The following is a 24,766-nucleotide window of genomic DNA, read 5'->3' as shown; positions in this document are numbered from 1 at the left end:
GCGCAGTTCCCCGCGCCCCCAGGCACGTCAGGGGCGCGGGGAACTGCGCGACCAGCCACGACGCACCCGCAGCCGCCGCACGACATGCGCGGCACATCCATAGGCGCTCAGGAACGAACCGTCCGCGGCCCCGCCACCTCCGCCCCCAACTCCCCGACCCGCCGCCGCAGTTCACGGTCCGCCGTGACCACCAGCACCGGCCGCTCACCCGCGACCCCGGCCACCAGCTCCACCATGTGGTCGTCCCCGCTCCCCGCAGCCGACTCCACCCGCACCCCCGGCACGGAGGACACCCCCCGAGCCGCCCCCTCCACCACCAGCACGATCTCCACCGGACCGTCCTGACCCGGCACCCCGTCCGCCGCCAGCCGGTCCCGCAGTCGCTCCGCGGCCCCCCGCCGGTCCCGCCACCACCCGTCCGGCACCGAGCCGACGACATTCGCGGCGTCCACGACCACCAGCAGCACGTCACTCATGCCCCCAGCGTCCCATGCCCGGCCCGCCCGAACTCCTGGTCGACTCCCGGATTACAGTGGTCCCGTGTCAATGGTCCGTACAGTGAACGGCAACTGGCTCATCCGCGCCCGCGACGGCCGGCTCGGCGTCTACGTCACCCACGACGACGAAGTCCGGTGCCGGTCCGAGCACAGCCCCGGCGGGGACACGTGGTCGCCGTGGCGCAAGGTCGGCGGCGAGCAGCGCCTGCAACCCGGACTCGCCGTCGGACAGGGCGCCGACTGCTACGCACACCTCGTGTCCTGGCGCCCCACCAAGGCCGCGGAGGCGGGCCTGGTCCACTCCACCCACTTCCGCGTCCACCTCGCACCCCTGGACTGGACTCCTCTCGGCCACCCCGACAGGACGGGCGCGCGTACCGGCCTGCCCGCCGTGGCCGTCGACGCCGAGGGCCGGGCCCATGTCTTCGTCCGCAACCGCGGGGACGGCGTGCGCGCCCTCGTACAGAAGGAACGCGGCGGCTGGAACGCCTGGGCGGATCTGAACGGGTCGGACGTCCACGAGCAACTGACCGCCGTGACGGGGGAGTCGGGCCGGGTGGAGCTGTACGCCACCAACCCCGCCGGCATCCTGCGCTGGGCCCAGGAGGAGGCCGGTGCGCCTCCCGTGCCGGACGACCCGCTGCCGGTCCGCGTCGAACCGGGCACCCTGAGTGCGCTGCCCACCTCCAAGGAGCACGTCACGCTGTTCTTCGCGGACCCCGAGGGCATGCTCCACGCCTGGCGGCGGGGGACGGAGCCCGTTCCTCTGCTCGCCGCGGCCGGCCCCGGCCCGCTCGCCCTGCTGCGCTGCACGCTGGAGGGCCACGACTGCACGCTGTTGGCCCAGCGGTCGTCCTCCGGCCGGGTCGCCTTCGCCGCCTGCCCCACCGAGCAGGAGTCGGCGGGCCTGTGGTGGACGGAGTCCGGCCCGCAGCTGCCCGCGGGCACGGAAGTAGCCCTCGCCGAGGACGCGGACGGCCGTATCGTCGCGGCGACGATCACCCCGGACGGCGTCCTGCGGATCGCCCGCCAGAAGGACGAACCGGGGCTGGCACTGGCGGCCTGGCAGGAGGTCTGAGCGCCCCCTGAGGGCCGCGCACGCACGACGGAGGGCCTCCGGCCCGGAAGCCCGGAGCGGAGGCCCTCTGTACGGCCGTACGGGACGCGCTTACGCGGGAACCGACGCCAGGCCCGGGGCCAGGAACTTCTTGCCGTTCACGCGCTCGGAGACACCCTCGCGGTCCAGGTACGGCGTGATGCCGCCCAGGTGGAAGGGCCAGCCGGCGCCCGTGATCAGGCAGAGGTCGATGTCCTGCGCCTCGGCGACGACACCCTCGTCGAGCATGAGCCCGATCTCCTGGGCGACGGCGTTCAGGACGCGCTCGCGGACCTGCTCCTCGGACAGGACGACATCGCCCTGCTTGAGGAGTGCGGCGACCTCGGGGTCCAGCTCCGGCTTGCCGGAGTCGTAGACGTAGAAGCCGCGCTTGCCCGCCTTGACGACGGCCGCGAGGTTCGGGGAGACCGTGAAGCGGTCCGGGAAGGCCCGGTTGAGGGTCTCCGAGACGTGCAGACCGATCGCGGGACCGACCAGCTCCAGCAGGACCAGCGGGGACATCGGCAGGCCGAGCGGCTCCACCGCCTTCTCCGCCACGGCCACCGGGGTGCCCTCGTCGATGACGTTCTGGATCTCGCCCATGAAGCGGGTCAGGATGCGGTTCACGACGAACGCCGGGGCGTCCTTGACCAGCACCGCGGTCTTCTTCAGCTTCTTGGCCACCGCGAAGGCGGTCGCCAGCGAGGCGTCGTCGGTCTGCTCACCGCGGACGATCTCCAGGAGCGGCAGGATCGCGACCGGGTTGAAGAAGTGGAAGCCCACGACCCGCTCGGGGTTCTTCAGCTTCGACGCCATCTCCGTCACGGAGAGGGAGGAGGTGTTGGTGGCGAGGATTGCGTGCGCCGGGGCGACCGCCTCGACCTCGGCGAACACCTGCTGCTTGACGCCGATCTCCTCGAACACGGCCTCGATGATGAAGTCCGCGTCGGAGAAGCCCTCCGCCTTGTCCAGCACACCGGTGACCAGGGCCTTGAGGCGGTTGGCCTTGTCCTGGTTGATACGGCCCTTGCCGAGCAGCTTCTCGATCTCGGCGTGGACGTAGCCCACACCCTTGTCGACGCGCTCCTGGTCGATGTCGGTCAGCACGACCGGCACCTCCAGGCGGCGCAGGAAGAGCAGCGCGAGCTGGGAGGCCATCAGACCGGCGCCGACGACACCGACCTTGGTGACCGGGCGGGCCAGGTTCTTGTCCGGGGCACCCGCGGGACGCTTGCCGCGCTTCTGCACCAGGTTGAACGCGTAGATGCCGGAGCGCAGTTCGCCGCCCATGATCAGGTCGGCGAGGGCCTGGTCCTCGGCGTCGTAGCCCTGCTGGAGGTCGCCGTTCTTGGCGGCCTCGATGATGTCCAGGGCGCGGTAGGCGGCCGGAGCCGCGCCGTGCACCTTGGAGTCCGCGACGAAGCGGCCCTTGGCGACGGCCTGGTCCCAGGCCTCACCGCGGTCGATCGCCGGACGCTCGACGACGATCTCGCCCTTGAGGACGGACGCCGTCCACAGCAGGGACTGCTCCAGGAAGTCCGCGCCCTCGAACAGCGCGTCGGCGATGCCCAGTTCGTAGACCTGGGCGCCCTTGAGCTGCTTGTTCTGGTTGAGGCTGTTCTCGATGATGACCGAGACGGCCTTCTCGGCGCCGATCAGGTTCGGCAGCAGCGTGCAGCCGCCCCAGCCGGGGACCAGACCGAGGAAGACCTCGGGCAGCGAGAAGGCGGGCAGGGCCGCGGACACCGTGCGGTACTGGCAGTGCAGACCGACCTCGACGCCACCGCCCATCGCGGCACCGTTGTAGTACGCGAAGGTCGGGACCGCGATGCCCGCGAGGCGCTTGAAGACCTCGTGGCCGCCCTTGCCGATCGCCAGCGCGTCCTTGTGCTCCTTGAGCAGTTCGACGCCCTTGAGGTCGGCGCCGACGGCGAAGATGAACGGCTTGCCGGTGATGCCGACACCGACGATCTCGCCGGCCGAGGCCTCCTTCTCGACCTGGTCGATGGCGGTGTTCAGGTTCGCCAGCGACGCCGGGCCGAAGGTGGTCGGCTTGGTGTGGTCGAAGCCGTTGTCCAGCGTGATGAGCGCGAAGCGCCCCGCGTTGAACGGCAGGTCCAGGTGGCGTACGTGCGCCTGGGTGACGACCTCGTCCGGGAACAGCTCGGCCGCACCCTTCAAGAGCTCAGTGGTGCTCACTTGCTGCCTCCGGCGTCCTTGTGGTTCGGGTTCTCCCAGATGACCGTCGCGCCCATGCCGAAGCCGACGCACATGGTGGTCAGGCCGTAGCGGACCTCGGGCTGCTCCTCGAACTGGCGGGCCAGCTGCGTCATCAGACGCACACCCGAGGAGGCCAGCGGGTGACCGAAGGCGATCGCGCCGCCGTACTGGTTGACGCGCGCGTCGTCGTCCGCGATGCCGTAGTGCTCCAGGAAGGCGAGGACCTGGACCGCGAAGGCCTCGTTGATCTCGAACAGGCCGATGTCGGAGATCGACAGACCCGCCTGGGCGAGGGCCTTCTCGGTGGCCGGGATCGGGCCGTAGCCCATGACCTCCGGCTCGACACCCGCGAAGGAGTACGAGACCAGGCGCATCTTGACGGGGAGGTCGTTCTCCCGCGCGAAGTCCTCGGAGGCGATCAGGGAGGCGGTGGCGCCGTCGTTCAGACCGGCCGCGTTACCGGCGGTGACCCGGCCGTGCACGCGGAACGGCGTCTTGAGACCGGAGAGGTTCTCCAGGGTGGTGCCCGGGCGCATCGGCTCGTCGGCGGTGACCAGGCCCCAGCCGGTCTCACCGGCCTCCGGGTTGGTGCGGCGGACCGAGATCGGGACCAGGTCGGCCTGGATCTTGCCGTTGGCGTACGCCTTGGCGGCCTTCTCCTGGGAGCGCACGGCGTACTCGTCGGCGCGCTGCTTGGTGATCGTCGGGTACCGGTCGTGCAGGTTCTCGGCGGTCATGCCCATGAACAGGGCCGACTCGTCGACCAGCTTCTCGCTGACGAACCGCGGGTTCGGGTCCACGCCCTCGCCCATGGGGTGGCGGCCCATGTGCTCGACACCACCGGCGACGGCGATGTCGTACGCACCGAAGGCGACCGAACCGGCGACCGTGGTCACGGCGGTCAGCGCACCGGCGCACATGCGGTCGATGGAGTAACCGGGCACCGACTGCGGCAGCCCGGCGAGGATGCCCGCGGTGCGGCCGATGGTCAGGCCCTGGTCGCCGATCTGCGTGGTCGCGGCGATGGCGACCTCGTCGATCTTCGCAGGGTCCAGACCCGGGTTGCGGCGCAGCAGCTCCCGGATCGCCTTCACGACGAGGTCGTCGGCACGGGTCTCGTGGTAGATACCCTTCGGGCCCGCCTTGCCGAACGGGGTGCGGACGCCGTCGACGAAGACGACGTCCCTGACGGTACGAGGCACGATGGCTCTCCTCCAGATGCGGGATCTGCACTGCTGCGATGCGCTGAGCGCGCGCTCAGGGCCCATGCTACTTATGAGTAACGTGACTGCCCACCCCTGGAGGCCGGAGCGGCGAAGGTCACACCCCGGGCGGCGCCGTGGAACCCCGCGGGGTCAGTACCGGAGTGGGCACCGGATGCGATCCGGGCCCCTCGCCGGTGATCACCCCGAACAGCGTACGCGCCGCCTCCGCACCGAATCCGTGCACGTCGTGGCTCATCGCCGAAAGTGTCGGACGGGTCAGCCGGCACAGCTGGGAGTCGTCCCAGGCGAGCAGCGAGACGTCCTGCGGAACGCTCAGCCCCATCTCCGCGGCGACCGACAGCCCGGCCACCGCCATGATGTCGTTGTCGTACACGATCGCCGTCGGCCGGTCCGGCGCCGCCTCGGTCAGCAGGGTCCGGGTGGCCCGCGCCCCGGCCTCGCCCGAGTAGTCGGTGGTGACCTGCCAGGCCCCGGCGAGCTCCAGCGTCCGCGCCGCCTCGTCGAAGGCGGCCGTGCGCATGGCCGTGTGGCCGAGGGCCGCCGCGCCGCCCACCCGGGCGATCCGCCGGTGCCCGAGCGCCGCGAGATACCGCACGGCCTCCGTCACGGCGGTCGCGTCGTCCGTCCACACCGAGGTCAGCGTGCCGGTGAGGGAGGGATGCCCCACGGCCACCACCGGGATCCCCAGCCGCTCGACGGCGGCGACCCGCGGATCGTCCGCCCGGAAGTCCACGAGGATCGAGCCGCCGATCTGCCGGCCCCGCCACCACGCCTCCTGGAGCCCGACCTCCTCCTCGACGGTGCGCACGAGCCGCAGCAGCAGCGAGCAGTTCCGCTCGATCAGCACGCTCTCCACGCCCGAGACGAAGTCCATGTAGAACGGTTCGAGCCCCAGCAGCCGGGCCGGCCGGCAGACCGCGAGACCCACCACGTCCACCCGCGACCCGGCCAGCGTCCGCGCGGTGGGGTTCGGCGCCCAGCCCAGCTCCCGCGCGGCCCGGAAGATCCGGTCCCGGGTCGCCTCCGACAGCCCCGGCTTCCGGTTGAAGGCCAGCGACACGGCCCCCTTGGACACCCCGGCGCGTGCGGCGACCTCCTTGATGGTGACGCGGGAGGTCGTCATGCAGTGGGCTCCATGCAGTACAGGGCGGACCGGGCGGCGTCCGGATCGGGCGTCTGCCACCCGCTGACCCCGATGGTCACCCGCTCCCCGGGAAGCAGGGTGACGAGCCCGCGATCTGCCCGCGCGTCCGGGTGCAGCCGGTCGGCCTGCAACAGCAGATCCCGTACGAGGGTGCGGGCCGTCACGGTGACGGCACCCGGCGCCACGGTGACGTCGAACCCGGGCCGGGGATAGGGGATTTCACGGTCGGGCGAGGGGAAGCGCAGGGCCCGCAGCCCGTCCGCGTCGGCCACCAGGAACTCCTTCGGGCCGGCGGGCTCCAGCTCGTCCGGCACCGGCACCTCGGCCACGGCCCGCCGTCCCGCCCGGAACTCCAGCTCCGCCTCGCCGAGCACCGCCCCCTCGACCGACATCCGCCGCAGCCGCAGGACGCCCGCCCACTCCTCGCCCGCCTGGTTGACCACGGCCACCGCCCGCTCGCGGACCGTCAGCAGCCGGTCCGCGTACAGCCGCCGCAGCTCGTGGTAGAGCGGCTTCTCCCGGCCGTCCCCGTCCACCGCCGCCCAACTCGTCACCGGCCAGCAGTCGTTGAGCTGCCACACCACCGTCCCCGCGCACACCGGCCAGTGCGACCGCCAGTGCTCGATCCCGGCGGCCACCGCCCGCGCCTGGTTGACCTGCATGAGGTAGTGCCAGCGGTCGAAGTCCCCCTCGGGAAAGGCGAAGTGCCGCTCCAGACCGCGCCGCAGCTTCCCGTTCCCGTCCTCCGCCTTCTGGTGGTGCAGCATGCCGGGGGAGTCCGCCGCGAGCTCCTCCCCGGCCAGCGCCCGCCTCAGCGTGGCGTGCGCGGGCGGTGCCTGCCAGCCGAACTCGGCCACGAAACGCGGCACTTCACTGCGGTACTCGGCGTAGTCGAGCCGGTTCCACACCTCCCACGAGTGATGCGTCCCGTGCGCCGGGTCGTTCGGGTGGTGCTCCCAGGACCCGGACCAGGGACTGCCCGCCGTGTAGGGCCGCGTCGGGTCCAGCTCGGCCACCACCCGTGGCAGCAGGCCCAGGTAGTACCCCTCGCCCCAGGAGTCCCCGGCGAGCCGCGCCTCCCAACCCCAGTCCCGGAACCCCCACAGGTTCTCGTTGTTGCCGTTCCACAGCACCAGCGAGGGATGCGGCATCAGCCGCACGACGTTCTCCCGGGCCTCCGCCTCCACCTCGCCCCTGAGCGGCTGCTCCTCCGGATAGGCCGCGCAGGCGAACGGGAAGTCCTGCCACACCAGCAGCCCCAGCTCGTCGCAGGTGTCGTAGAAGTCCTCGCTCTCGTAGATCCCGCCGCCCCAGACCCGCACAAGGTCCACCCCGGCGTCGGCGGCCTGCCGCAGGCGGGACCGGTACCGCTCACGCGTGATCCGGGAGGGGAACACGTCGTCCGGGATCCAGTTCACGCCGCGTGCGAAGACCCGCTCACCGTTGACGACCAGACAGAAGCCGGTGCCGTGCTCATCGGCCGACCGGTCCAGCCCGACGGTCCGGAAGCCGACCCTGCGCCGCCACACGTCCAGCGGCCGACCCTTGTGGAGCAGTGTCAACTCCACTTCGTACAGCGGCTGTTCACCGTACCCTCGCGGCCACCACAGGCGCGCTTCCGGGACTTCGAGCCGTACCGTCCCCGAGGCCTTGTCGATCGCCGCGCGCGCCCGCACCCCGCCCACCACGGCCTCCACGGTCAGCGGCGCCTCCACCCGGGCGCGTTCCACCTCGACCGCCAACTCCACGACACCCACGCCCTGTTCGACGCTGACCAGCGGGCGCACCCGGGCGATCCTGGCCGTCGACCAGCGCTCGACGCGCACCGGCCGCCAGATCCCGGCCGTCACCAGCGTGGGCCCCCAGTCCCAGCCGAACGAGCAGGCCATCTTGCGGAGGTACTGATAGGGCTCGGTGTACGCGGCCGGCCGCTCGCCCAGCTTCCCGCGCACCGCCTCTGCCTCGGCGTAGGCGGAGACGAACCGCACGCTCAGCCGCCCGGACATGCCGGTCACGTCGAAGCGGTAGGAGCGGTGCATGTTCCTTGTCCGGCCCAGGAGTTGGCCGCCCAGTCGGATCTCGGCCACGGTGTCCAGGCCGTCGAAGACGAGGTCGGTCTGCTCATGCCCGTTGCTCGGCGGCAGATCCCGCTCGTACGTCCACTCCCGACGCCCCACCCATGCGACCTCCTTCTCACCCAGGCCCAGGAAGGGGTCCGGGATCACCCCGGCCGCCAGCAGATCGGTGTGCACACAGCCCGGCACGACGGCGGGCAGCGCCTCGCCCTCGTGCCGCAGGATCCAGCCTTCGGTGAGCGGTGTGGCCTGAAGCATGTACACACTCCCTGAACCGATCAAGTCCCTTACTGCGGACACCCTTTGCCATGACGGCCATCGTTGGCGGGATAGCGACTTTACCGGTTAAGAAAACGTTGTCAGAGTTCCGAACCAGCCAACCCGCTCGTGCTCGTCCGTCCCGTGAACGGAGCTGATGCACATGAACCGCCGTACAGCCGTGTCCCTGGCCGTGGTCGCCAGTGCCGCCCTGCTGCTCCCGGGCTGCACCGGAACCGGGGGATCCACGAAGGGCGCCGACGCCGACGCCCCTGACGACCCGTCGAAAGTCACCGGCACCATCAAGGTCCTCACCGTCCGCACCGACCTCGTGCAGGACGGCACCCTGAAGAAGTACGCCGCCGAGTTCAACAAGACCTATCCGAAGGTCAAGGTCGAGTTCGAGGGCCTCACCAACTACGAGGCCGAGGTCAAGATCCGGATGAACACCGAGAACTACGGTGACGTCCTGCTGATCCCCGCGGTCATCAAGAAGGCCGACTACCCGAGGTTCTTCGCCTCGCTGGGCACTCAGGCGGAGCGGGCCAGGAAGTACCGCTTCACCGACTACACCACCGTCGACGGCAAGGTCTACGGCCAGAGCCCGGTCGGCGTGGCCCCCGGGTTCGTCTACAACAAGCGGATCTGGAAGGAGGCCGGGGTCACCGAATGGCCCACCACCCCGGCCGAGTTCCTCGCCGACCTCAAGGCCGTCAAGGCGAAGACCGACGCGATCCCGTACTACACCAACTTCGCGGCGGGCTGGACGCTCACCTCGTGGACCTACGTCGACGGCGCCGTCAGCTGCGACCCCGAGGCCACCACCAAGCTCGCCGAGGGCGACCCGTGGGCGAAGGGCGCCGACCTGCGCGTCGGCGACACCCTGCTCCACGACATCGTGAAGCAGGGCCTGGCCGAGAAGGACCCGACGACCAGCAACTGGGAGGAGTCCAAGCCCCGTACCGCCAAGGGCGAGATCGCCACCCAGTGGCTCGGCACCTGGGCGATCGTCCAGTTCCGGGACGCGGCGAAGAAGGCCGGGGCCGACCCCGACGACATCGGCTTCATGCCCTTCCCGGCGCAGACCGGCGGCAGGTTCTGCGCGACCGTCTCGCCGGACTACAACCAGGCCGTCAACGTCCACTCCCGGCACAAGGAGGCCGCCCGCGCCTGGATCGACTGGTTCACCGACAAGTCCGGCTACGTCGAGGACAACCTGTCCATCTCCCCGCTCAAGGACGCGCCGATGCCCTCGGTCCTCAAGCCGTACGAGGACCAGGGCGTGAAGCTCATCGAGGTGGACGACGCGCAGGGCGCCCGGGTCAAGCAGCTCGACAGCGACTCGGAGGTCGGCATCTACGCCCCCGAGTACCGCCAGAACCTCGTCGACCTCGCCCGCGGTGCACGCAAGGGCACCCTCGACGGCTTCCTCGGCGACCTCGGCAAGCGCTGGACGGACGCCCAGAAGAACCTGGGGTCGTGATGGCGGACACCACCGAGAAGGCGGCCGTGGTGGTGAGCACGGCCGCTCCCGTCCCGGCGCCCGCCTCGCGCCGCACCCGTGCCTGGCGGGGCGTCACGCCCTGGCTGTTCCTGATCGCCCCGCTCGCCCTGCTGATCACGTTCACGTACGCGCCGATCGTCAACATGCTGGCCTACAGCTTCACCGACTGGGACGGCGTCAGCCCCGTCCTGCACTACACGGGCGCGGCCAACTACGAGGAGGTCTTCACCCGCCCGGACCTCTTCGAGGTCTTCTGGGTGAGCGGCTACTACCTGGCCGCCTCCGCGGTCCAGATCGTGCTGGCCCTCTACTTCGCGACGGTCCTGAGCTTCAACGTCCGCTTCCGGAACTTCTTCAAGGGCGTGCTCTTCTTCCCGTACCTGATCAACGGGGTCGCGATCGGCTTCGTGTTCCTCTACTTCTTCCAGGACGGCGGCACCCTCGACTCGGTGCTCGGCCTGCTCGGCGTGCACACCGACCACGCCTGGCTCGGCACCCCGGTCTCCGCGAACACCTCACTGGCGGGCGTCTCGGTCTGGCGCTACCTGGGCCTGAACTTCGTGCTCTTCCTGGGCGCGATCCAGTCGATCCCGGGCGAGCTGTACGAGGCCGCCGAACTGGACGGCGCCAACCGCTGGCACCAGTTCCGCCACATCATCGCGCCGGGCATCAAACCGGTCCTGACCCTGACCGTGATCCTGTCGATCTCCGGCTCACTGTCGGTCTTCGAGATCCCGTACATCATGACCGGCGGCGCGACCGGCACCGAGACCTTCGTGATCCAGACGGTCAACCTGGCCTTCCGCTTCAACAAGACGGGCCTGGCCTCGGCGGCCGCCGTCGTCCTCCTGCTGATCATCCTGCTGGTGACCTGGGTGCAGCGGCGCCTGGTTCCCGACGACAAGGTGGACCTCGTATGACACGCCGTGGGATCGCCCGCACCCTGGTCCACCTGTCGCTGGTCGCGGCGACCCTGGTCGTCCTGCTCCCACTCGTCGTCGTCCTGCTGACCTCCCTCAAGTCTGAGAAGGAGATGGCGGACACGAGCGGTGCGCTGGAACTCCCGCACGACCTGCTGAACTTCCACAACTACGGGGCGGCGTTCCGGGACGGCGAGATGCTCTCCGCCTTCACCAACACCACGATCATCCTGCTGGTCTCGGTCACCGGCACGGTCCTGATCGGCTCGATGACGGCCTATGCCATTGACCGCTTCACCTTCCGCTTCAAGAAGCTGGTGGTGGCGCTCTTCCTGACGGCCGCCCTGGTGCCCGGTGTGACGACCCAGGTGGCCACGTTCCAGATCGTCAACAGCTTCGGCATGTTCGACTCGCTGTGGGCCCCGATCGTCCTCTACATGGGCACCGACATCGTCTCGATCTACATCTTCCTCCAGTTCGTCCGCTCGATCCCGATCTCCCTGGACGAATCGGCCCGCCTGGACGGCGCCAACGCCTTCACGATCTACCGCAAGATCATCTTCCCCCTGCTGAAGCCCGCGACGGCGACCGTGGTGATCGTGAAGGGCATCACCGTCTACAACGACTTCTACATCCCGTTCCTCTACATGCCCTCGGAAGATCTTGGCGTGATCTCGACGTCCCTGTTCCGCTTCAAGGGCCCCTACGCGGCCCACTGGGAGGTCATCTCGGCAGGAGCGGTCCTGGTCATCCTGCCGACGCTGATCGTCTTCCTGTCGTTGCAGCGCTTCATCTACAACGGCTTCATGCGAGGAGCGACCAGGTAAGCGCTTTAGGGGCGCGGGGCTGCATCGATTTGCGGCTCCGCCGCGTGGGCGCGAGCAACCACAACGAACCCGCAGCCGCCGTACCTCGAAGAACCCCTGCGGCGGCTATGCGGACAAAGCGGCAACAAGAACCGGCGTGACCTGCTCAACCTGCCAGGCCCGAGCCCCGAGCCCAGCCAACGCCGCCCCCACGGAATCCGCACTGACCACGCTCGGCGGCTCCCAGCAAACCCGCCGAACCGTGTCCGGAGTGATCAGGTTCTCCTGAGGCATGTTCAGCGACTCGGCCAACGCCGAAACCGCAGCCCGCGCCGCGGACAACCGAGCCGCCGCCGCAGGATCCTTGTCGGCCCAAGCGCGCGGGGGCGGAGGCCCCGTGACCGGCTGCCCCGGCTGCGGCAACTGCACCTCCGCAAGCCCCCTGGCCCGGTCCACCGCGGCCTGCCACTGCTCCAGCTGCCGCCGCCCCATCCGATGCCCGAACCCGTTCAGCGCGGCGAGCGCGTGCACGTTCACCGGAAGCGCGAGCGCCGCCTCGACGATCGCCGCGTCGGACAGCACCTTGCCCGGTGACACGTCCCGGCGCTGGGCGATCCGGTCCCGCGCCTCCCACAGTTCCTTGACGACGGCCAACTGCCGACGCCGCCGTACCTTGTGCATCCCGGAGGTCCGGCGCCACGGGTCCTTGCGCGGCTCGGCCGGCGGAGCGGAGGCGATCGCGTCGAACTCCTGAAGCGCCCACTCCAGCTTGCCCTGGCGGTCGAGCTCCTTCTCCAGGGCGTCCCGCAGGTCGACGAGGAGCTCCACGTCGAGGGCGGCGTAACGCAGCCACGGCTCGGGCAGCGGGCGGGTCGACCAGTCGACGGCGGAGTGCCCCTTCTCCAGGACGAAGCCCAGCACGCCCTCGACCATCGCGCCGAGCCCCACCCGGGGGAACCCGGCGATCCGCCCGGCCAGCTCGGTGTCGAAGAGCCGGGAGGGGATCATGCCTATCTCGCGCAGGCAGGGAAGGTCCTGGGTGGCGGCGTGCAGCACCCACTCGACACCGGAGAGCGCCTCGCCGAGCCCGGACAGGTCGGGACAGGCCACGGGGTCGATCAGTGCGGTGCCCGCGCCGGCGCGGCGCAGCTGGACGAGGTAGGCGCGCTGTCCGTAGCGGTAGCCGGACGCGCGTTCGGCGTCGACGGCGACGGGCCCGGTGCCCGCGGCGAACGCGGCGATCACCTCGGCGAGCGCGGCCTCGTCGGCGATCACGGGCGGAATGCCCTCGCGGGGCTCCAGCAGAGGGATCGGCGCCTCCGCGCCAGAGGATCCACCATCGTCCGGAGGGCCGCCTCCGGTGGTTCGCAGTGAAACGTCTGCTGCGGTCTCTTGGGCGTCGGTCACATGTCAAGGGTATCCGTGTATGGACAGCGCCTGCCGACGGAACGTTCCGTCGGCAGGCGCCTTAGGGTCGTAAACCAGTCAGCCCGGTGAAAGCTCTGGTTCACGTCCGTGAACAGTGAGGCTCGGGGAAGCCTCAGGGGGTGAGGTCCGCCGGCGGCCTCAGTGGATGATGCCGGTGCGCAGGGCCACCGCCACCATGCCGGCCCGGTCGCCCGTGCCGAGCTTGCGGGCGATCCGGGCGAGGTGACTCTTGACGGTCAGCGCGGACAGGCCCATCGAGACGCCGATGGCCTTGTTCGACTGGCCCTCGGCCACCAGCCGCAGCACCTCGACCTCACGGCCGGAGAGCTCGCGGTAGCCGCCCGGGTGGCTCGGGGCACCCGGGGGGCGGCGGTGCATACGGGCGGCGGCGGCGCCGATGGGGGCGGCGCCCGGTCGGGTGGGGAGCCCGAGGTTGGTGCGGGTGCCGGTGACGACGTAGCCCTTGACGCCGCCCGCGAGGGCGTTGCGCACGGCGCCGATGTCGTCGGCCGCGGAGAGGGCGAGGCCGTTGGGCCAGCCCGCGGCGCGGGTCTCGGACAGCAGCGTCAGGCCGGAGCCGTCGGGAAGGTGGACGTCGGCGACGCAGATGTCTCTTGGGCTGCCGATACGGGGACGGGCCTCCGCCACCGACGAGGCCTCGATGACATCGCGCACACCGAGCGCCCAGAGGTGACGGGTGACGGTGGAGCGGACACGCGGGTCGGCCACGACCACCATGGCGGTGGGCTTGTTGGGGCGGTAGGCGACCAGGCTTGCGGGCTGCTCGAGGAGAACGGACACCGGGCCTCCTGGGGTGCGGGACGGCTTGGAAGGTCACAGACGTCTTCGGCACCGAACCCGGCGTCCTTTAGAGAATGATCACGATCTAGTGAGTAACAATTAGTGCAATTCGGACGTGCGATCGATCGTTCGGCGAGCACATCGGGTCGTTCGATGACTCACTCCTGACTGAAAGTGGCCGTATCGACAAATTGATGCGCCATGTGGGTGGACGGTTCCGCTGGTCGGCGGGGGGTCAGCGGGCCTGGGGGTCCCGACGCTGTGGCAACGTCACCACCGACGCGTCACCCGGCCCGGCCGGGGGCAGACCGGCGACCTGGGCCAGCAGATCGCACCAGGACGTCAGATGCGCCGCCGCGTCCGGCACCCCGCCCAGACCCTCACGCGGCGTCCAGGACGCGCGGATCTCGATCTGCGAGGCCGCCGGGCGCTCCGACAGCCCCCCGAAGTAGTGCGAGCTCGCGCGCGTGACGGTGCCGCTCGGTTCGCCGTACGACAGCCCGCGCGCCCCGAGCGCCCCGGTCAGCCACGACCAGCAGACCTCGGGCAGCAGCGGATCGGCCGCCATCTCCGGCTCCAGCTCCGCGCGCACCAGCGTCACCAGCCGGAAAGTGCCCCGCCAGGCGTCGTGCCCGTCCGGGTCGTGCAGCAGCACCAGACGGCCGTCGGCGAGGTCCTGGTCGCCGTCGACGACGGTGGCCTCCAGCGCGTACGCGTGCGGCGCGAGCCGCTGCGGAGCCCGGGTCGGCTCGATCTCGATCTGCGGCCTCAGCCGACTGCCGCGCAGAGCCTGGACCGCGGCCTGGAAGGCCGGCGGAGCCGCACCGCTCCCCACCCGGTCCCCTTCCTTCGCCTCGTCCATCCCACCAGCGCCGTCCGACATTCGTCCCTGAGCCGCAGCCATGCCGGAAGGTTAAGGGGAAGGGCGGTGTGGTGCCGTCCTAGACACCCGGTCTCGGCGTCACGCACACACGGACACCGCGCACTCGGCACACGGCGCACCGTGCGAGACTTTCCGTCGTGAGTGCACTCGAGACGCCGCCCCCCGCCACGTACGACTCCGCCTTCCTCAGGGCATGCCGGCGCGAACCCGTGCCGCACACCCCCGTCTGGTTCATGCGGCAGGCCGGGCGCTCGCTGCCGGAGTACCGCAAGGTCCGCGAGGGCATCCCGATGCTCGAGTCCTGCGCCCGGCCCGAGCTGGTCACCGAGATCACCCTCCAGCCGGTGCGCCGGCACAACGTGGACGCGGCGATCTACTACAGCGACATCGTCGTCCCGCTCAAGGCCATCGGCATCGACCTCGACATCAAGCCCGGCGTCGGACCGGTCGTCGAGCACCCGATCCGCACCCGCGCCGACCTGGCCCAGCTGCGCGACCTCACCCCCGAGGACGTCACCTACGTCACCGAGGCCATCGGTCTGCTCACCCGCGAGCTCGGCTCCACCCCGCTGATCGGTTTCGCCGGCGCGCCTTTCACCCTCGCGAGCTACCTCGTGGAGGGCGGCCCGTCCCGCACCTACGAGAACGCCAAGTCGATGATGTACGGCGACCCCGAGCTCTGGGCCGACCTGCTCGACCGCCTCGCCGAGATCACCGCCGCCTTCCTGAAGGTCCAGATCGAGGCCGGCGCCTCCGCCGTCCAGCTCTTCGACTCCTGGGCCGGCGCCCTCGCCCCCGCCGACTACCGCCGCTCCGTGCTGCCCGCCTCCGCGAAGGTCTTCCAGGCGGTCGAGGGCTACGGCGTCCCCCGCATCCACTTCGGCGTCGGCACCGGCGAACTCCTCAAGCTCCTCGGCGAGGCCGGCGCGGACGTCGTCGGCGTCGACTGGCGGGTCCCGCTCGACGAGGCCGCCCGCCGCGTCGGCCCCGGCAAGGCGCTCCAGGGCAACCTCGACCCGACGGTCCTGTTCGCCTCCACGGACGCCGTCGAGGCCAAGACCCGCGAGGTCCTGGACTCGGCCAAGGACCTCGAGGGCCACATCTTCAACCTCGGCCACGGCGTGATGCCGACCACCGACCCGGACGCCCTCACCCGCCTCGTCGAGTACGTCCACACGCAGACGGCCCGATAAGCGACCTCACCACGTGTGCCGGGGCCGCGCCCTCCTGCCGAACAGCAGGCCGCGCGGCTCCGGCGGCGGGGGAGTGCCGGCCTTCAGCGGCCAGGCGAGCAGCATCCCGGCGAGGAAACCGACCACGTGGGCCGCGTACGCGACCGTGCCCGCGGTGGAGACGCCCTCGCCCGACGAGTAGAACGCCTGGAGCACGAACCAGAACCCCAGCACCAGCCAGGCCGGCAGTCTCAGCGGCAGGAAGACCAGGAAGGGCACCAGGACCCACACCCTGGCCTTCGGGTACAGCACCAGATAGGCGCCCAGGACCCCGGCGATGGCCCCCGAGGCGCCGATCAGCGGGTCGGACGAGTCCGCGTTGAGGACCGCGAAGCCGTACGAGGCCGCGTAACCGCAGACGACGTAGAAGAGCGCGAAGCGCACATGCCCCATGCGGTCCTCGACGTTGTTGCCGAAGATCAGCAGGAACAGCATGTTGCCCAGCAGGTGCAGCCAGCCGCCGTGCAGGAACATCGCGGTCAGGACCGACAGTGCCGGGGACTTGTCGTAGCCCGGCGGGGCCACCACACAGCCCGTCGTGCCCTGTGCGTTGGTGCCGACCTCACCCGTGGGGACGAGCCTCGGCATCTGATGGTGGATCAACTCCTGCGGGACGGCCGCCCAGTGGTCCAGGAACGCCTGGAGATGGCACAGCTGCGCCACGCTGCTGTCGCCCGCCACGGAGCCGGCCAGGCCGGGCGTGAAGAGGAACACGAGGACGTTCGCGGCGATGAGCGCATACGTCACCACGGGGGTGCGGCGCACGGGATTCACGTCATGGACGGGGATGACCACAAGAAAGTACTGCCCCCGATGTGTCCGGCGAATCGGGGCGGGCCGGTGAACACCCGCACGCACGCGTGCGTATGACTCCTCAACCGCCCGTGGCACGGGGAAGGCGGGCCGCGGGGACTACGTGAGGAACAGGCGATGAACGACCGTATTACTCCTCCGATGCACGCGCTTCCCGACGGTGAGGCCGAACTGTCGCTGGTGGTGCGACTGCCGTGGGAGGACGTGGCCAGGCTCGGTCAGGAGGCCGGGAGGCTGGCGTCCCAGATGCAGCGTCCGGTGACGCTCGACGAGGCGGTGAGCAACCGGCTCAGGACCACGCGGCCGGCGGCCCACGCCAAGCCCGCGGGCGAGCAGCCGGCCGCGATGCCCGCCAGTACGAGTGCCTCCGTCTCGGCGCTGCCGCCCCGGCCGCCCGCCGACCAGGCCCGGCAGGCCATCGAGCGGATCAACGGGACGGCCTAGCCGTCGGGCAGCCTCCCTGGGGCCGAGGGGCAGCCCCAGGGGCCGCGGCAGCCCTCAGGAGCCCCGCACCTTCGCGGCGGCCTTCCTGGCCGCCACCAGAACCGGGTCCCACACCGGGCTGAACGGCGGCGCGTACCCCAGGTCCAGGGCCGTCATCTGCTCCACCGTCATCCCCGCCGTCAGGGCCACCGCGGCGATGTCGACCCGCTTGCCTGCGCCCTCCCTCCCGACGATCTGCACGCCGAGCAGCCGCCCCGTGCGGCGCTCGGCGAGCATCTTCACCGTCATGGGGGAGGCGCCCGGGTAGTACCCGGCCCGGCTCGTGGACTCGATCGTGACCGACTCGAACCGCAGGCCCACCCGACGGGCGTCCTTCTCGCGCAGCCCGGTCCTGGCGATCTCCAGGTCGCAGACCTTGCTGACGGCGGTGCCGACGACCCCGGGGAAGGTGGCGTAACCGCCGCCCACGTTCATCCCGATGATCTGGCCGTGCTTGTTGGCGTGCGTGCCGAGCGCGATGTGCCGCTCCTGCCCGGAGACCAGGTCGAGAACCTCCACGCAGTCGCCGCCCGCCCAGATGTTCTCGTGGCCGCGCACCCGCATCCCGAGGTCGGTCAGCAGACCGCCGTGAGCGCCCAGCGGCAGTCCGGCCGCCTTCGCGAGGGCCGTCTCGGGGCGTACGCCGACGCCGAGCACCACCACGTCCGCCGGGTACTCGGCGTCCTCGGTGACCACGGCCCTCACCCGGCCGTCCTCGCCGGTGAGCACCTTGGTCACCTCGGCGTCGTTCACCATGGTGATGCCGAGGCCCTCCATCGCCTTGTGCACCAGGCGCCCCATGTCCGGGTCGAGCGTGGACATGGGCTCACTGCCCCGGTTGACGACCGTCACCTCGTAGCCCCGGTTGATGAGCGCCTCGGCCATCTCCACGCCGATGTACCCGGCGCCGACCACCACCGCCCTGCGGCCACGCGTGCGTGCCAGCGTGTCGATGAGCGCCTGGCCGTCGTCGAGGGTCTGCACCCCGTGCACACCGGCCGCGTCGACCCCGGGCATCTCGGGCCGGATCGGCCGGGCACCGGTCGCGATCACGAGCTTGTCGTACGACGTCCAGGACTCGTCCCCCGATTCGAGGTCACGCGCGCGTACCCGCTGCCGGTCCACGTCGATCGCGATGACCTCGGTGCGCAGCCGCAGGTCGATGCCGCGGGCCCGGTGCTCCTCCGGCGTGCGGGCGATCAACTGGTCCCGCTCCTCGACGTCCCCGCCCACCCAGTACGGGATGCCGCACGCAGAGTAGGAGGTGAAGTGACCCCGCTCGAACGCCACGATCTCCAGCTCGTCGGGGCCTTTCATCCGACGGGCCTGGGACGCGGCGGACATCCCCGCGGCGTCCCCACCGACCACGACCAGACGTTCCCGCACGTCCCGCACACGACTCATGTCCATGCGAACACGCTACGAGGGCGGGGCATTTCAGGCTCGGGCGCCCCGCCCCCGGGCATCAGTCCTTCCCGCCTCGCTCCTGCGGGACGTCCGGGTCCGGGACCGGGCGGGCCGTCGGCAGGGGGCCCAGGGTGGCCGGGGCGCCGGTCGGGGCCGGGCGGCGGGGGAGGCGGGGGCGGATCAGGCGCAGCCAGACGAGCACGACCAGGGCGAGTCCCACCAGGAACGGCAGCACCGCGGCCAGCGCCATCACGATCCAGCGCAGCATGGTCACGAACGCGTCCCAGCCGCCCGCCAGCGCGTCGGCGACGCCCGGGTCGTCGTCCTTCTCGGCCTTCACGACCGGCTTCTCGGCCAGCGACAGCGTGATGGTGGCCAGCGTGGTGCGGTCCTTCAGGGACGCCTGGCGGGCGAGCAGCGACTCCAGGTCGGCCTCGCGGGTGCTGAGTTCGCCCTCCAGGGTGACCACGTCACTCAGTTTGGTCGCCTTGTCCATCAGCTCACGGATCCGCGCCACGCTCGCGCGCTGGGTCGCGATCCGGCTGTCCACGTCGACGACCTGGTCGGTGACGTCCTGCGCGTTCGCGGTGCGCTCCAGCAGCTTGCCCGCGCCCTGGAGGTCGGCGAGGACCTCGTCGTACTTCTCGACGGGCACCCGCAGCACCACCTGCGTCTGCTCGTGCCCCTCCTCGTCCCGTGTCGTGGACTCCTTGCCGACGAACCCGCCCGCGTTCTCGGTGGTGGTCCGGGCCGCGTCCAGGGCCTTCGGCACGTTCTTGACCTGCACGGTCAGCGAGGCGGTGCGGATGATGTGGTTCGCGCCGACCTTGGGCGCGGAAGTGGCCCGCTTGCCGCTCGCGGCGTCCTCGGCACCGGCCCCGCTGCTCCCGGCCCGGGACTGGGCCTGCGGTGCGTCGGCCCGTTCGGCGCTGCTGGAGTCGGCGCCCTTGTCGTCGCCCGCGCTGCACCCGGCCAGCGCCAGAGCGCCCACCAGCAGGACCCCGGCCAGGGCCCGGCCGCGGCCCGCGGAGCTTCGTGAACGGCGTGAACGTGGTGTGGGCATGAGCGTCCCCCGAGGGTCGTGAACAGCTGACGGTCCTTCGACGCCGCAAGGGCCACAAACGTTGGACCCCGCCGGTCCCGATGCGGTCACGGTCAGGACTCGTGAAGGACACCGGGCCGCCGACGGGCTGTCAGTGGGGTCTGAGACGCTGGGGCCATGAACGGATCACAGGTGGTCGTCGTCGGAGCAGGCATCGCGGGACTGGCCGCGGCGCACCGGCTGGCCCGGCGCGGCGCGCGCGTCACCGTCCTCGAGGCGTCCGACCGGGTGGGCGGCAAGCTGCTGGCCGGAGAGATCGCCGGCGCGCGGGTGGACCTCGGCGCGGAGTCGATGCTGGCGCGCAGGCCGGAAGCGGTGGCCCTCGCCGAGGAGGTGGGTCTCGCCGACCGCCTCCAGCCCCCGGCCACCTCGACCGCCTCGATCTGGACCCGGGGCGCCCTGCGCCCCATGCCCAAGGGCCATGTCATGGGCGTCCCCGGCACCGCCGACGCCCTCGCCGGAGTGCTGTCCGACGAGGGCGTGGCCCGCATCGCGCAGGACGCGGAACTGCCCCGCACCGAGGTCGGCGACGACGTGGCGGTCGGGGAGTACGTGGCGGCGCGCCTGGGCCGCGAGGTCGTCGACCGTCTCATCGAGCCCCTGCTGGGCGGGGTCTACGCGGGCGACGCGTACCGCATCTCCATGCGCTCCGCGGTCCCGCAGCTCTTCCAGGTCGCGAAGACCCACACCTCGCTCACCGAGGGCGTCCGCGAGATCCAGGCCAGGATGGCCGCCCATCAGCAGACGGGGCCCGTCTTCATGGGCATCGAGGGCGGCGTCGGCACCCTCCCGCTCGCCGTCGCCGACGCGGTCCGCGCGCGCGGCGGCGAGATCGTCACCGGAGCCCCGGTGACCGAACTGCGCCGCGAGGCGTCCGGCGGCTGGCGGGTCGTCGCCGGGGACCGGGTCCTGCACGCCGACGCGGTGATCGTCGCCGCCCCCGCCCCGGCCGCCGCGGCCCTCCTGCGGGCCGAGGCACCCGAGGCCGCCGGCGAGCTCGGCGGCATCGAGTACGCCTCCATGGCCCTGGTCACCCTCGCCTACCGCCGCTCCGACACCGACCTGCCCGCGGGCAGCGGCTTCCTCGTCCCGCCGGTCGACGGCCGCACCATCAAGGCCTCCACCTTCGCCTCCCAGAAGTGGGGCTGGATCGCCGACGAGAACCCCGACCTCGTCGTCCTGCGCACCTCCGTCGGCCGCTACGGCGAGACGCGGATCCTGGAGCGCGACGACGCCGGGCTGGTGGACGTCTCCCGCCATGACCTGCGCGAGGCGACCGGCCTCGACGCCACCCCCCTGGAGTCCCGCGTCACCCGCTGGACCGACGGCCTGCCCCAGTACCCGGTCGGGCACCACGCGCGCGTGGCCCGCATCCGGGAGCACCTCGCCAAGCTGCCTTCTCTCGCGGTGTGCGGCGCGCAGTACGACGGCGTCGGCATCCCCGGCTGCATCGCGAGCGCGCACGCCGCCGCGGACCAGATCGAGGGCGACCTGACCGCCGTGCGGGAGCTCACCGCCAACCCGGTGCAGAGCCTGCACGGGGGAGCGGGAGAATAGGGCCCATGAGCAACGACGCCCCCACCCCCGAGTCCGGCAGGGTCCCGAACAAGGGCAAGCTGGCCAAGGACCTCAACGAGGTCATCCGTTACACGCTCTGGTCCGTCTTCAAGCTGAAGGACGTGCTCCCCGAGGACCGCACCGGCTACGCCGACGAGGTCCAGGAGCTGTTCGACCAGCTCGCCGCCAAGGACGTCACGATCCGCGGCACCTACGACGTGTCCGGGCTGCGGGCCGACGCCGACGTCATGATCTGGTGGCACGCGGAGACCAGCGACCAGCTGCAGGAGGCGTACAACCTCTTCCGCCGCACCCGGCTGGGCCGTGCCCTGGAGCCGGTGTGGTCGAACATGGCGCTGCACCGCCCCGCCGAGTTCAACCGCTCCCACATCCCGGCGTTCCTGGCCGACGAGAACCCGCGCGACTACGTCAGCGTGTACCCGTTCGTGCGGTCGTACGACTGGTACCTCCTGCCCGACGAGGACCGCCGCCGCATGCTCGCCGACCACGGCAAGATGGCCCGTGGCTACCCCGACGTCCGCGCCAACACCGTCGCGTCGTTCTCGCTCGGCGACTACGAGTGGATCCTGGCGTTCGAGGCCGACGAGCTGTACCGCATCGTCGACCTCATGCGCCATCTGCGTGCCTCGGAGGCCCGTATGCACGTCCGCGAGGAGGTCCCGTTCTACACGGGCCGCCGCAAGGACCTCGGCGACCTCGTGGCGGGCCTCGCCTGATCAGCGAGTCGGCTTGCCGGCGGCCTTCCGGGCGCTGGCCGTCGGCTTCGGCTGAGGCTCCGGGTGCGGGGCGCACGCGGCGCGCCGCACCGGGAGGCGGCCCTCCAGCAGATAGGCGTTCAGGTAGCCGTTGACGCAGGGGTTCGGGCCGCCCGCGATGCCGTGGGTGCCCGCGTCCCGCTCGGTCACCAGCACCGACCCCGACAGTCGCCGGTGCAGCTCCAGTGCCCCCTCGTAGGGCGCGGCGGCATCCCGCTCGGCGGCGAGGATCAGCGTCGTCGGCAGCTCCGCGGGTCCGGTCCGCACGTCCAGCGGCTCCTGCCGGGCCGTCGGCCAGTAGGCGCAGGGAAGATTCGTCCAGACGTTGTCCCACGTCTCGAACGGCGCCACCCGGGCGAGCCGGGTGTTGTCCCGGTCCCACACCTTCCAGTCGGTCGGCCAGGACGCGTCGTTGCACTCGACGGCCGTGTAGACGGCGTGGGAGTTCTCCGCCTCCTTCGCCGCCTCCTGGTGCGGGCCCGCCTGCTGGATCAGCGGCTTCGGGTCACCCTTGAGGTAGGCGGACAGCGCCTGCGCCCGGTGCGGCCAGAAGTCGTCGTAGTACCCGACCGACAGGAACGCCCCCTGGAGCTGCCCCGGGCCCACCGTGCCCCCGGCCGGTTCCGCGGCCAGTCGCGCGGCCGCCTTCTCGTAGCTGAGCAGCACCTTGTCCGCGGTGTCCCCGAGCCCGTACACGTCGTCGTGCTTGGCGGCCCACTCCCGGAAGTCGGCCCAGCGGTCCTCGAACGCGGCCGACTGGTCCAGGTTGTTGCGGTACCAGACCTGTTCCGGGTCCGGGTTCACCGCCGCGTCGAACACCATCCGCCGCACATGTGAGGGGAAGAGGGTCGCGTACAGCGCGCCGAAGTAGGTCCCGTAGGACGCCCCCATGAACGTCAGCCTCGGCTCGCCCAGCGCGGCCCGCAGCACGTCCAGGTCACGGGCGTTGTTGAGCGAGGTGTAGTGCCGAAGGGCGGGGCCCGTCCGCCGGGCGCACCCGCGCGCGTATGCCTTCGCCTGCGCGACGCGTTCCTTCTTGTACGACTCCGAGGGGTGCGTCGGCGCCTGCGTGGGCGCGTGGAAGAACTGCTTGGGGTCCTTGCAGGACAGCGGCGCCGAACGGCCCACTCCGCGCGGGGCGTAGCCGACGAGGTCGTAGGCCGCCGCGAGCCCCTTCCACTCGGGCAGGGCGCCGATCAGCGGGAAGTACATGCCGGAGGCGCCGGGACCACCGGGGTTGTAGACCAGGGCGCCCTGCCGGGGCACCCGGCGCTTGCTGTTGTGCGGGTCCTTGTGGGTGGCGCGGACCCGGCTGACGGTCAGTCTGATCTGTGTGCCGTCGGGGTGCGCGTAGTCGAGCGGGACCGTGACCGTGCCGCACTGGACACCATCGGGCAGATCCTCCACCGCGGGGCAGGCCCCGAAGCGGATCCCGGCCGTCCCGGCGCGCGCGGCGGCGACCGTGGTCCCGTACAGCTCCGCGGCGCCCGGGGCGGCCGGTGCGCTCCCGGCCGGCGCGGCGGCGAGCGTGGTCAACAGCAAGGACCCGGCGGCCGTGTAGAGGGCGGGAGCTCTCATCGGTATCCCTTCGGTGCGCGGCAGCGACAAAAGGGATGTTTGGTTCGGCTGTGGTGGAAGGCAAGCACCGCCCCGCCGGTGTCGGCCCCAATGCCTCCGTGCGCCCCCGGGCGCGCTCAGTCGCGCGGGTCCGTGTCCCACCCGTCGTGCCGCTGCTCACGGTGGGCGAAGGCGGCGCGCAGATCGGGTTCGCCGACCGCGCTGATGCCCCGCACCGCGACGGAGGTGAGATAGGTCCGCTCGTCCGTGCCGCCGGTGCCCCGGCTCAGGGCGCCGAGCAACCGCTGGCCCGCAGGGGAGGCCCAGCGCGAGTACGGGTGGACCTCGATCCTCGCGATGGCCAGGCAGCTCAGGCTCAGCGCGAGCGGCAGCGCGAACCAGAGGGCGACCAGGTGCCGCGGCATCTCCGACGGGGCGGGCGCCAGCAGGGCGATCACGCCCAGCGCGACCACGGCCACCGAGGCCGACTGCACCTGGCGCACCGCCGCCGCGATGCCGGACCGGGCGCCGGCGGGCACGGCGAGACCCGCGTCCACGAGCCGGTCACCGAGCCCGCGCACGGCGTCCGCCGCGGCCGCACCGGCGCGCACCGGCGCGATCCGGCACTGTCCCTCCGGTCCGATGGCGCCGAGGACCGTGCGCTCCATCTCGTCCCGGCCCCGCGGATCGACGACGGTCGCCCAGCCGGTGCGGGCCAGCAGCAGCCGTCGCTGCCGGGCCATCGAGACCAGTGTCAGATCGGCGACCCGTCGCGGGCCGCCGGACAGGAACGCGGCCTCGTACAGCGTCAGATCGTGCTCCCGGGCATCCGCGTCCGCGGCCGCCGCGTGCACGGCGGCCAGGCACAGCCGCGTGCAGGCGGTGCCGGTGACGGCCCAGGCCAGCAGCAGGAGAAGAACCCAGAACATGCCGCGTTTCTATGCCAAAGGCTCGCGACTGCGCCATGGGCTGTTCACGATC

21 protein-coding genes are annotated in these 24,766 nt (G+C 71.4%); 8 read left to right on the top strand and 13 right to left on the bottom strand.

The window, feature by feature from the left end:
- Positions 1-107 precede the first annotated feature (107 nt).
- A complete protein-coding gene (locus tag H295_RS0102580) occupies positions 108-476 on the bottom strand; it encodes a hypothetical protein (protein ID WP_020133784.1) in 369 nt (122 codons plus the stop codon).
- A 70-nt stretch (positions 477-546) separates the two neighbouring features.
- Here H295_RS0102580 and H295_RS0102575 point away from each other — a divergent pair, with 70 nt between their 5' ends.
- Positions 547-1,575, top strand: a complete 1,029-nt coding sequence (locus tag H295_RS0102575; protein WP_078616546.1) for a hypothetical protein — start codon at positions 547-549, stop codon at positions 1,573-1,575.
- Positions 1,576-1,665: 90 nt separating this feature from the next.
- Here the strand turns inward: H295_RS0102575 and H295_RS0102570 are convergent, their stop codons facing one another.
- From H295_RS0102570 to H295_RS0102555, 4 genes are all read right to left on the bottom strand, one after another.
- Positions 1,666-3,792 (bottom strand): 3-hydroxyacyl-CoA dehydrogenase NAD-binding domain-containing protein, encoded by a 2,127-nt coding sequence (locus H295_RS0102570; protein WP_020133782.1) that lies wholly within the window; start codon positions 3,790-3,792, stop codon positions 1,666-1,668.
- Complete coding sequence (locus H295_RS0102565) at positions 3,789-5,015, bottom strand: thiolase family protein (RefSeq protein ID WP_020133781.1); 1,227 nt, start codon at positions 5,013-5,015, stop codon at positions 3,789-3,791. Before H295_RS0102565 ends, H295_RS0102570 begins: the two co-directional genes overlap by 4 nt.
- A gap of 118 nt (positions 5,016-5,133) precedes the next feature.
- Positions 5,134-6,162, bottom strand: coding sequence for a LacI family DNA-binding transcriptional regulator (locus H295_RS0102560; protein ID WP_020133780.1), 1,029 nt, complete (start codon positions 6,160-6,162; stop codon positions 5,134-5,136).
- Complete coding sequence (locus H295_RS0102555; RefSeq protein WP_020133779.1) at positions 6,159-8,516, bottom strand: glycoside hydrolase family 2 protein; 2,358 nt, start codon at positions 8,514-8,516, stop codon at positions 6,159-6,161. The genes H295_RS0102560 and H295_RS0102555 overlap by 4 nt, the downstream gene beginning before the upstream one ends.
- 163 nt (positions 8,517-8,679) lie before the next feature.
- Here H295_RS0102555 and H295_RS0102550 point away from each other — a divergent pair, with 163 nt between their 5' ends.
- Genes H295_RS0102550 through H295_RS0102540 form a run of 3 tightly spaced genes read left to right on the top strand, consistent with a single transcriptional unit; the run spans position 8,680 to position 11,767 of the window.
- Positions 8,680-9,999 (top strand): ABC transporter substrate-binding protein, encoded by a 1,320-nt coding sequence (locus tag H295_RS0102550; protein ID WP_020133778.1) that lies wholly within the window; start codon positions 8,680-8,682, stop codon positions 9,997-9,999.
- Positions 9,999-10,940 (top strand): carbohydrate ABC transporter permease, encoded by a 942-nt coding sequence (locus H295_RS0102545; protein ID WP_020133777.1) that lies wholly within the window; start codon positions 9,999-10,001, stop codon positions 10,938-10,940. Before H295_RS0102550 ends, H295_RS0102545 begins: the two co-directional genes overlap by 1 nt.
- Positions 10,937-11,767, top strand: coding sequence for a carbohydrate ABC transporter permease (locus H295_RS0102540; RefSeq protein ID WP_020133776.1), 831 nt, complete (start codon positions 10,937-10,939; stop codon positions 11,765-11,767). Before H295_RS0102545 ends, H295_RS0102540 begins: the two co-directional genes overlap by 4 nt.
- Positions 11,768-11,872: 105 nt before the next feature.
- Here the strand turns inward: H295_RS0102540 and H295_RS0102535 are convergent, their stop codons facing one another.
- The 3 genes from H295_RS0102535 to H295_RS0102525 all read right to left on the bottom strand — a co-directional run bounded on the left by H295_RS0102535 (position 11,873) and on the right by H295_RS0102525 (position 14,879).
- On the bottom strand, positions 11,873-13,153 hold the full coding sequence (locus H295_RS0102535; protein ID WP_078616540.1) for a ribonuclease D: 1,281 nt from the start codon (positions 13,151-13,153) through the stop codon (positions 11,873-11,875).
- 159 nt (positions 13,154-13,312) lie between these two features.
- Entirely contained in the window at positions 13,313-13,975 is a 663-nt protein-coding gene (locus tag H295_RS0102530; RefSeq protein ID WP_007385400.1) for a response regulator transcription factor, read from the bottom strand.
- 235 nt (positions 13,976-14,210) lie between these two features.
- A complete protein-coding gene (locus H295_RS0102525; protein WP_106960739.1) occupies positions 14,211-14,879 on the bottom strand; it encodes a DUF3000 domain-containing protein in 669 nt (222 codons plus the stop codon).
- A gap of 116 nt (positions 14,880-14,995) precedes the next feature.
- Here H295_RS0102525 and hemE point away from each other — a divergent pair, with 116 nt between their 5' ends.
- Positions 14,996-16,051 carry a uroporphyrinogen decarboxylase gene (gene hemE, locus H295_RS0102520; RefSeq protein WP_020133773.1) on the top strand — a complete coding sequence of 352 codons (1,056 nt, stop codon included), beginning with the start codon at positions 14,996-14,998 and terminating at the stop codon, positions 16,049-16,051.
- A 6-nt stretch (positions 16,052-16,057) separates the two neighbouring features.
- Here the strand turns inward: hemE and H295_RS0102515 are convergent, their stop codons facing one another.
- Positions 16,058-16,885, bottom strand: coding sequence for a rhomboid family intramembrane serine protease (locus tag H295_RS0102515; RefSeq protein ID WP_020133772.1), 828 nt, complete (start codon positions 16,883-16,885; stop codon positions 16,058-16,060).
- A gap of 135 nt (positions 16,886-17,020) precedes the next feature.
- Here H295_RS0102515 and H295_RS0102510 point away from each other — a divergent pair, with 135 nt between their 5' ends.
- The gene (locus tag H295_RS0102510; RefSeq protein WP_028808988.1) at positions 17,021-17,347 is read left to right on the top strand and encodes a hypothetical protein; all 327 of its coding nucleotides are present in this window, start codon (positions 17,021-17,023) and stop codon (positions 17,345-17,347) included.
- Positions 17,348-17,401: 54 nt separating this feature from the next.
- Here H295_RS0102510 and H295_RS0102505 read toward each other — a convergent pair whose 3' ends face one another.
- The gene (locus H295_RS0102505; protein ID WP_043216869.1) at positions 17,402-18,796 is read right to left on the bottom strand and encodes an FAD-dependent oxidoreductase; all 1,395 of its coding nucleotides are present in this window, start codon (positions 18,794-18,796) and stop codon (positions 17,402-17,404) included.
- A gap of 55 nt (positions 18,797-18,851) precedes the next feature.
- A complete protein-coding gene (locus H295_RS0102500) occupies positions 18,852-19,856 on the bottom strand; it encodes a DUF4349 domain-containing protein (RefSeq protein ID WP_020133769.1) in 1,005 nt (334 codons plus the stop codon).
- 156 nt (positions 19,857-20,012) lie between these two features.
- Here H295_RS0102500 and hemG point away from each other — a divergent pair, with 156 nt between their 5' ends.
- The gene (hemG, locus tag H295_RS0102495) at positions 20,013-21,452 is read left to right on the top strand and encodes a protoporphyrinogen oxidase (protein ID WP_028808986.1); all 1,440 of its coding nucleotides are present in this window, start codon (positions 20,013-20,015) and stop codon (positions 21,450-21,452) included.
- A 5-nt stretch (positions 21,453-21,457) separates the two neighbouring features.
- Complete coding sequence (gene hemQ / locus H295_RS0102490) at positions 21,458-22,189, top strand: hydrogen peroxide-dependent heme synthase (RefSeq protein ID WP_020133767.1); 732 nt, start codon at positions 21,458-21,460, stop codon at positions 22,187-22,189.
- On the opposite strand, the gene H295_RS0102485 is transcribed toward hemQ, so the two are convergent.
- Together H295_RS0102485 and H295_RS0102480 are read right to left on the bottom strand one after the other, a co-directional pair.
- Complete coding sequence (locus tag H295_RS0102485) at positions 22,190-23,806, bottom strand: alpha/beta hydrolase (RefSeq protein ID WP_020133766.1); 1,617 nt, start codon at positions 23,804-23,806, stop codon at positions 22,190-22,192.
- 116 nt (positions 23,807-23,922) lie between these two features.
- Positions 23,923-24,714 (bottom strand): TIGR04222 domain-containing membrane protein, encoded by a 792-nt coding sequence (locus tag H295_RS0102480; protein WP_020133765.1) that lies wholly within the window; start codon positions 24,712-24,714, stop codon positions 23,923-23,925.
- Positions 24,715-24,766: the final 52 nt, after the last annotated feature.

Origin of the sequence: Streptomyces sp. 351MFTsu5.1, from assembly GCF_000383655.1 — a bacterium.
GTDB lineage: Bacteria > Actinomycetota > Actinomycetes > Streptomycetales > Streptomycetaceae > Streptomyces > Streptomyces griseorubiginosus.
This window is presented reverse-complemented; position numbering and strand designations above follow the sequence as displayed.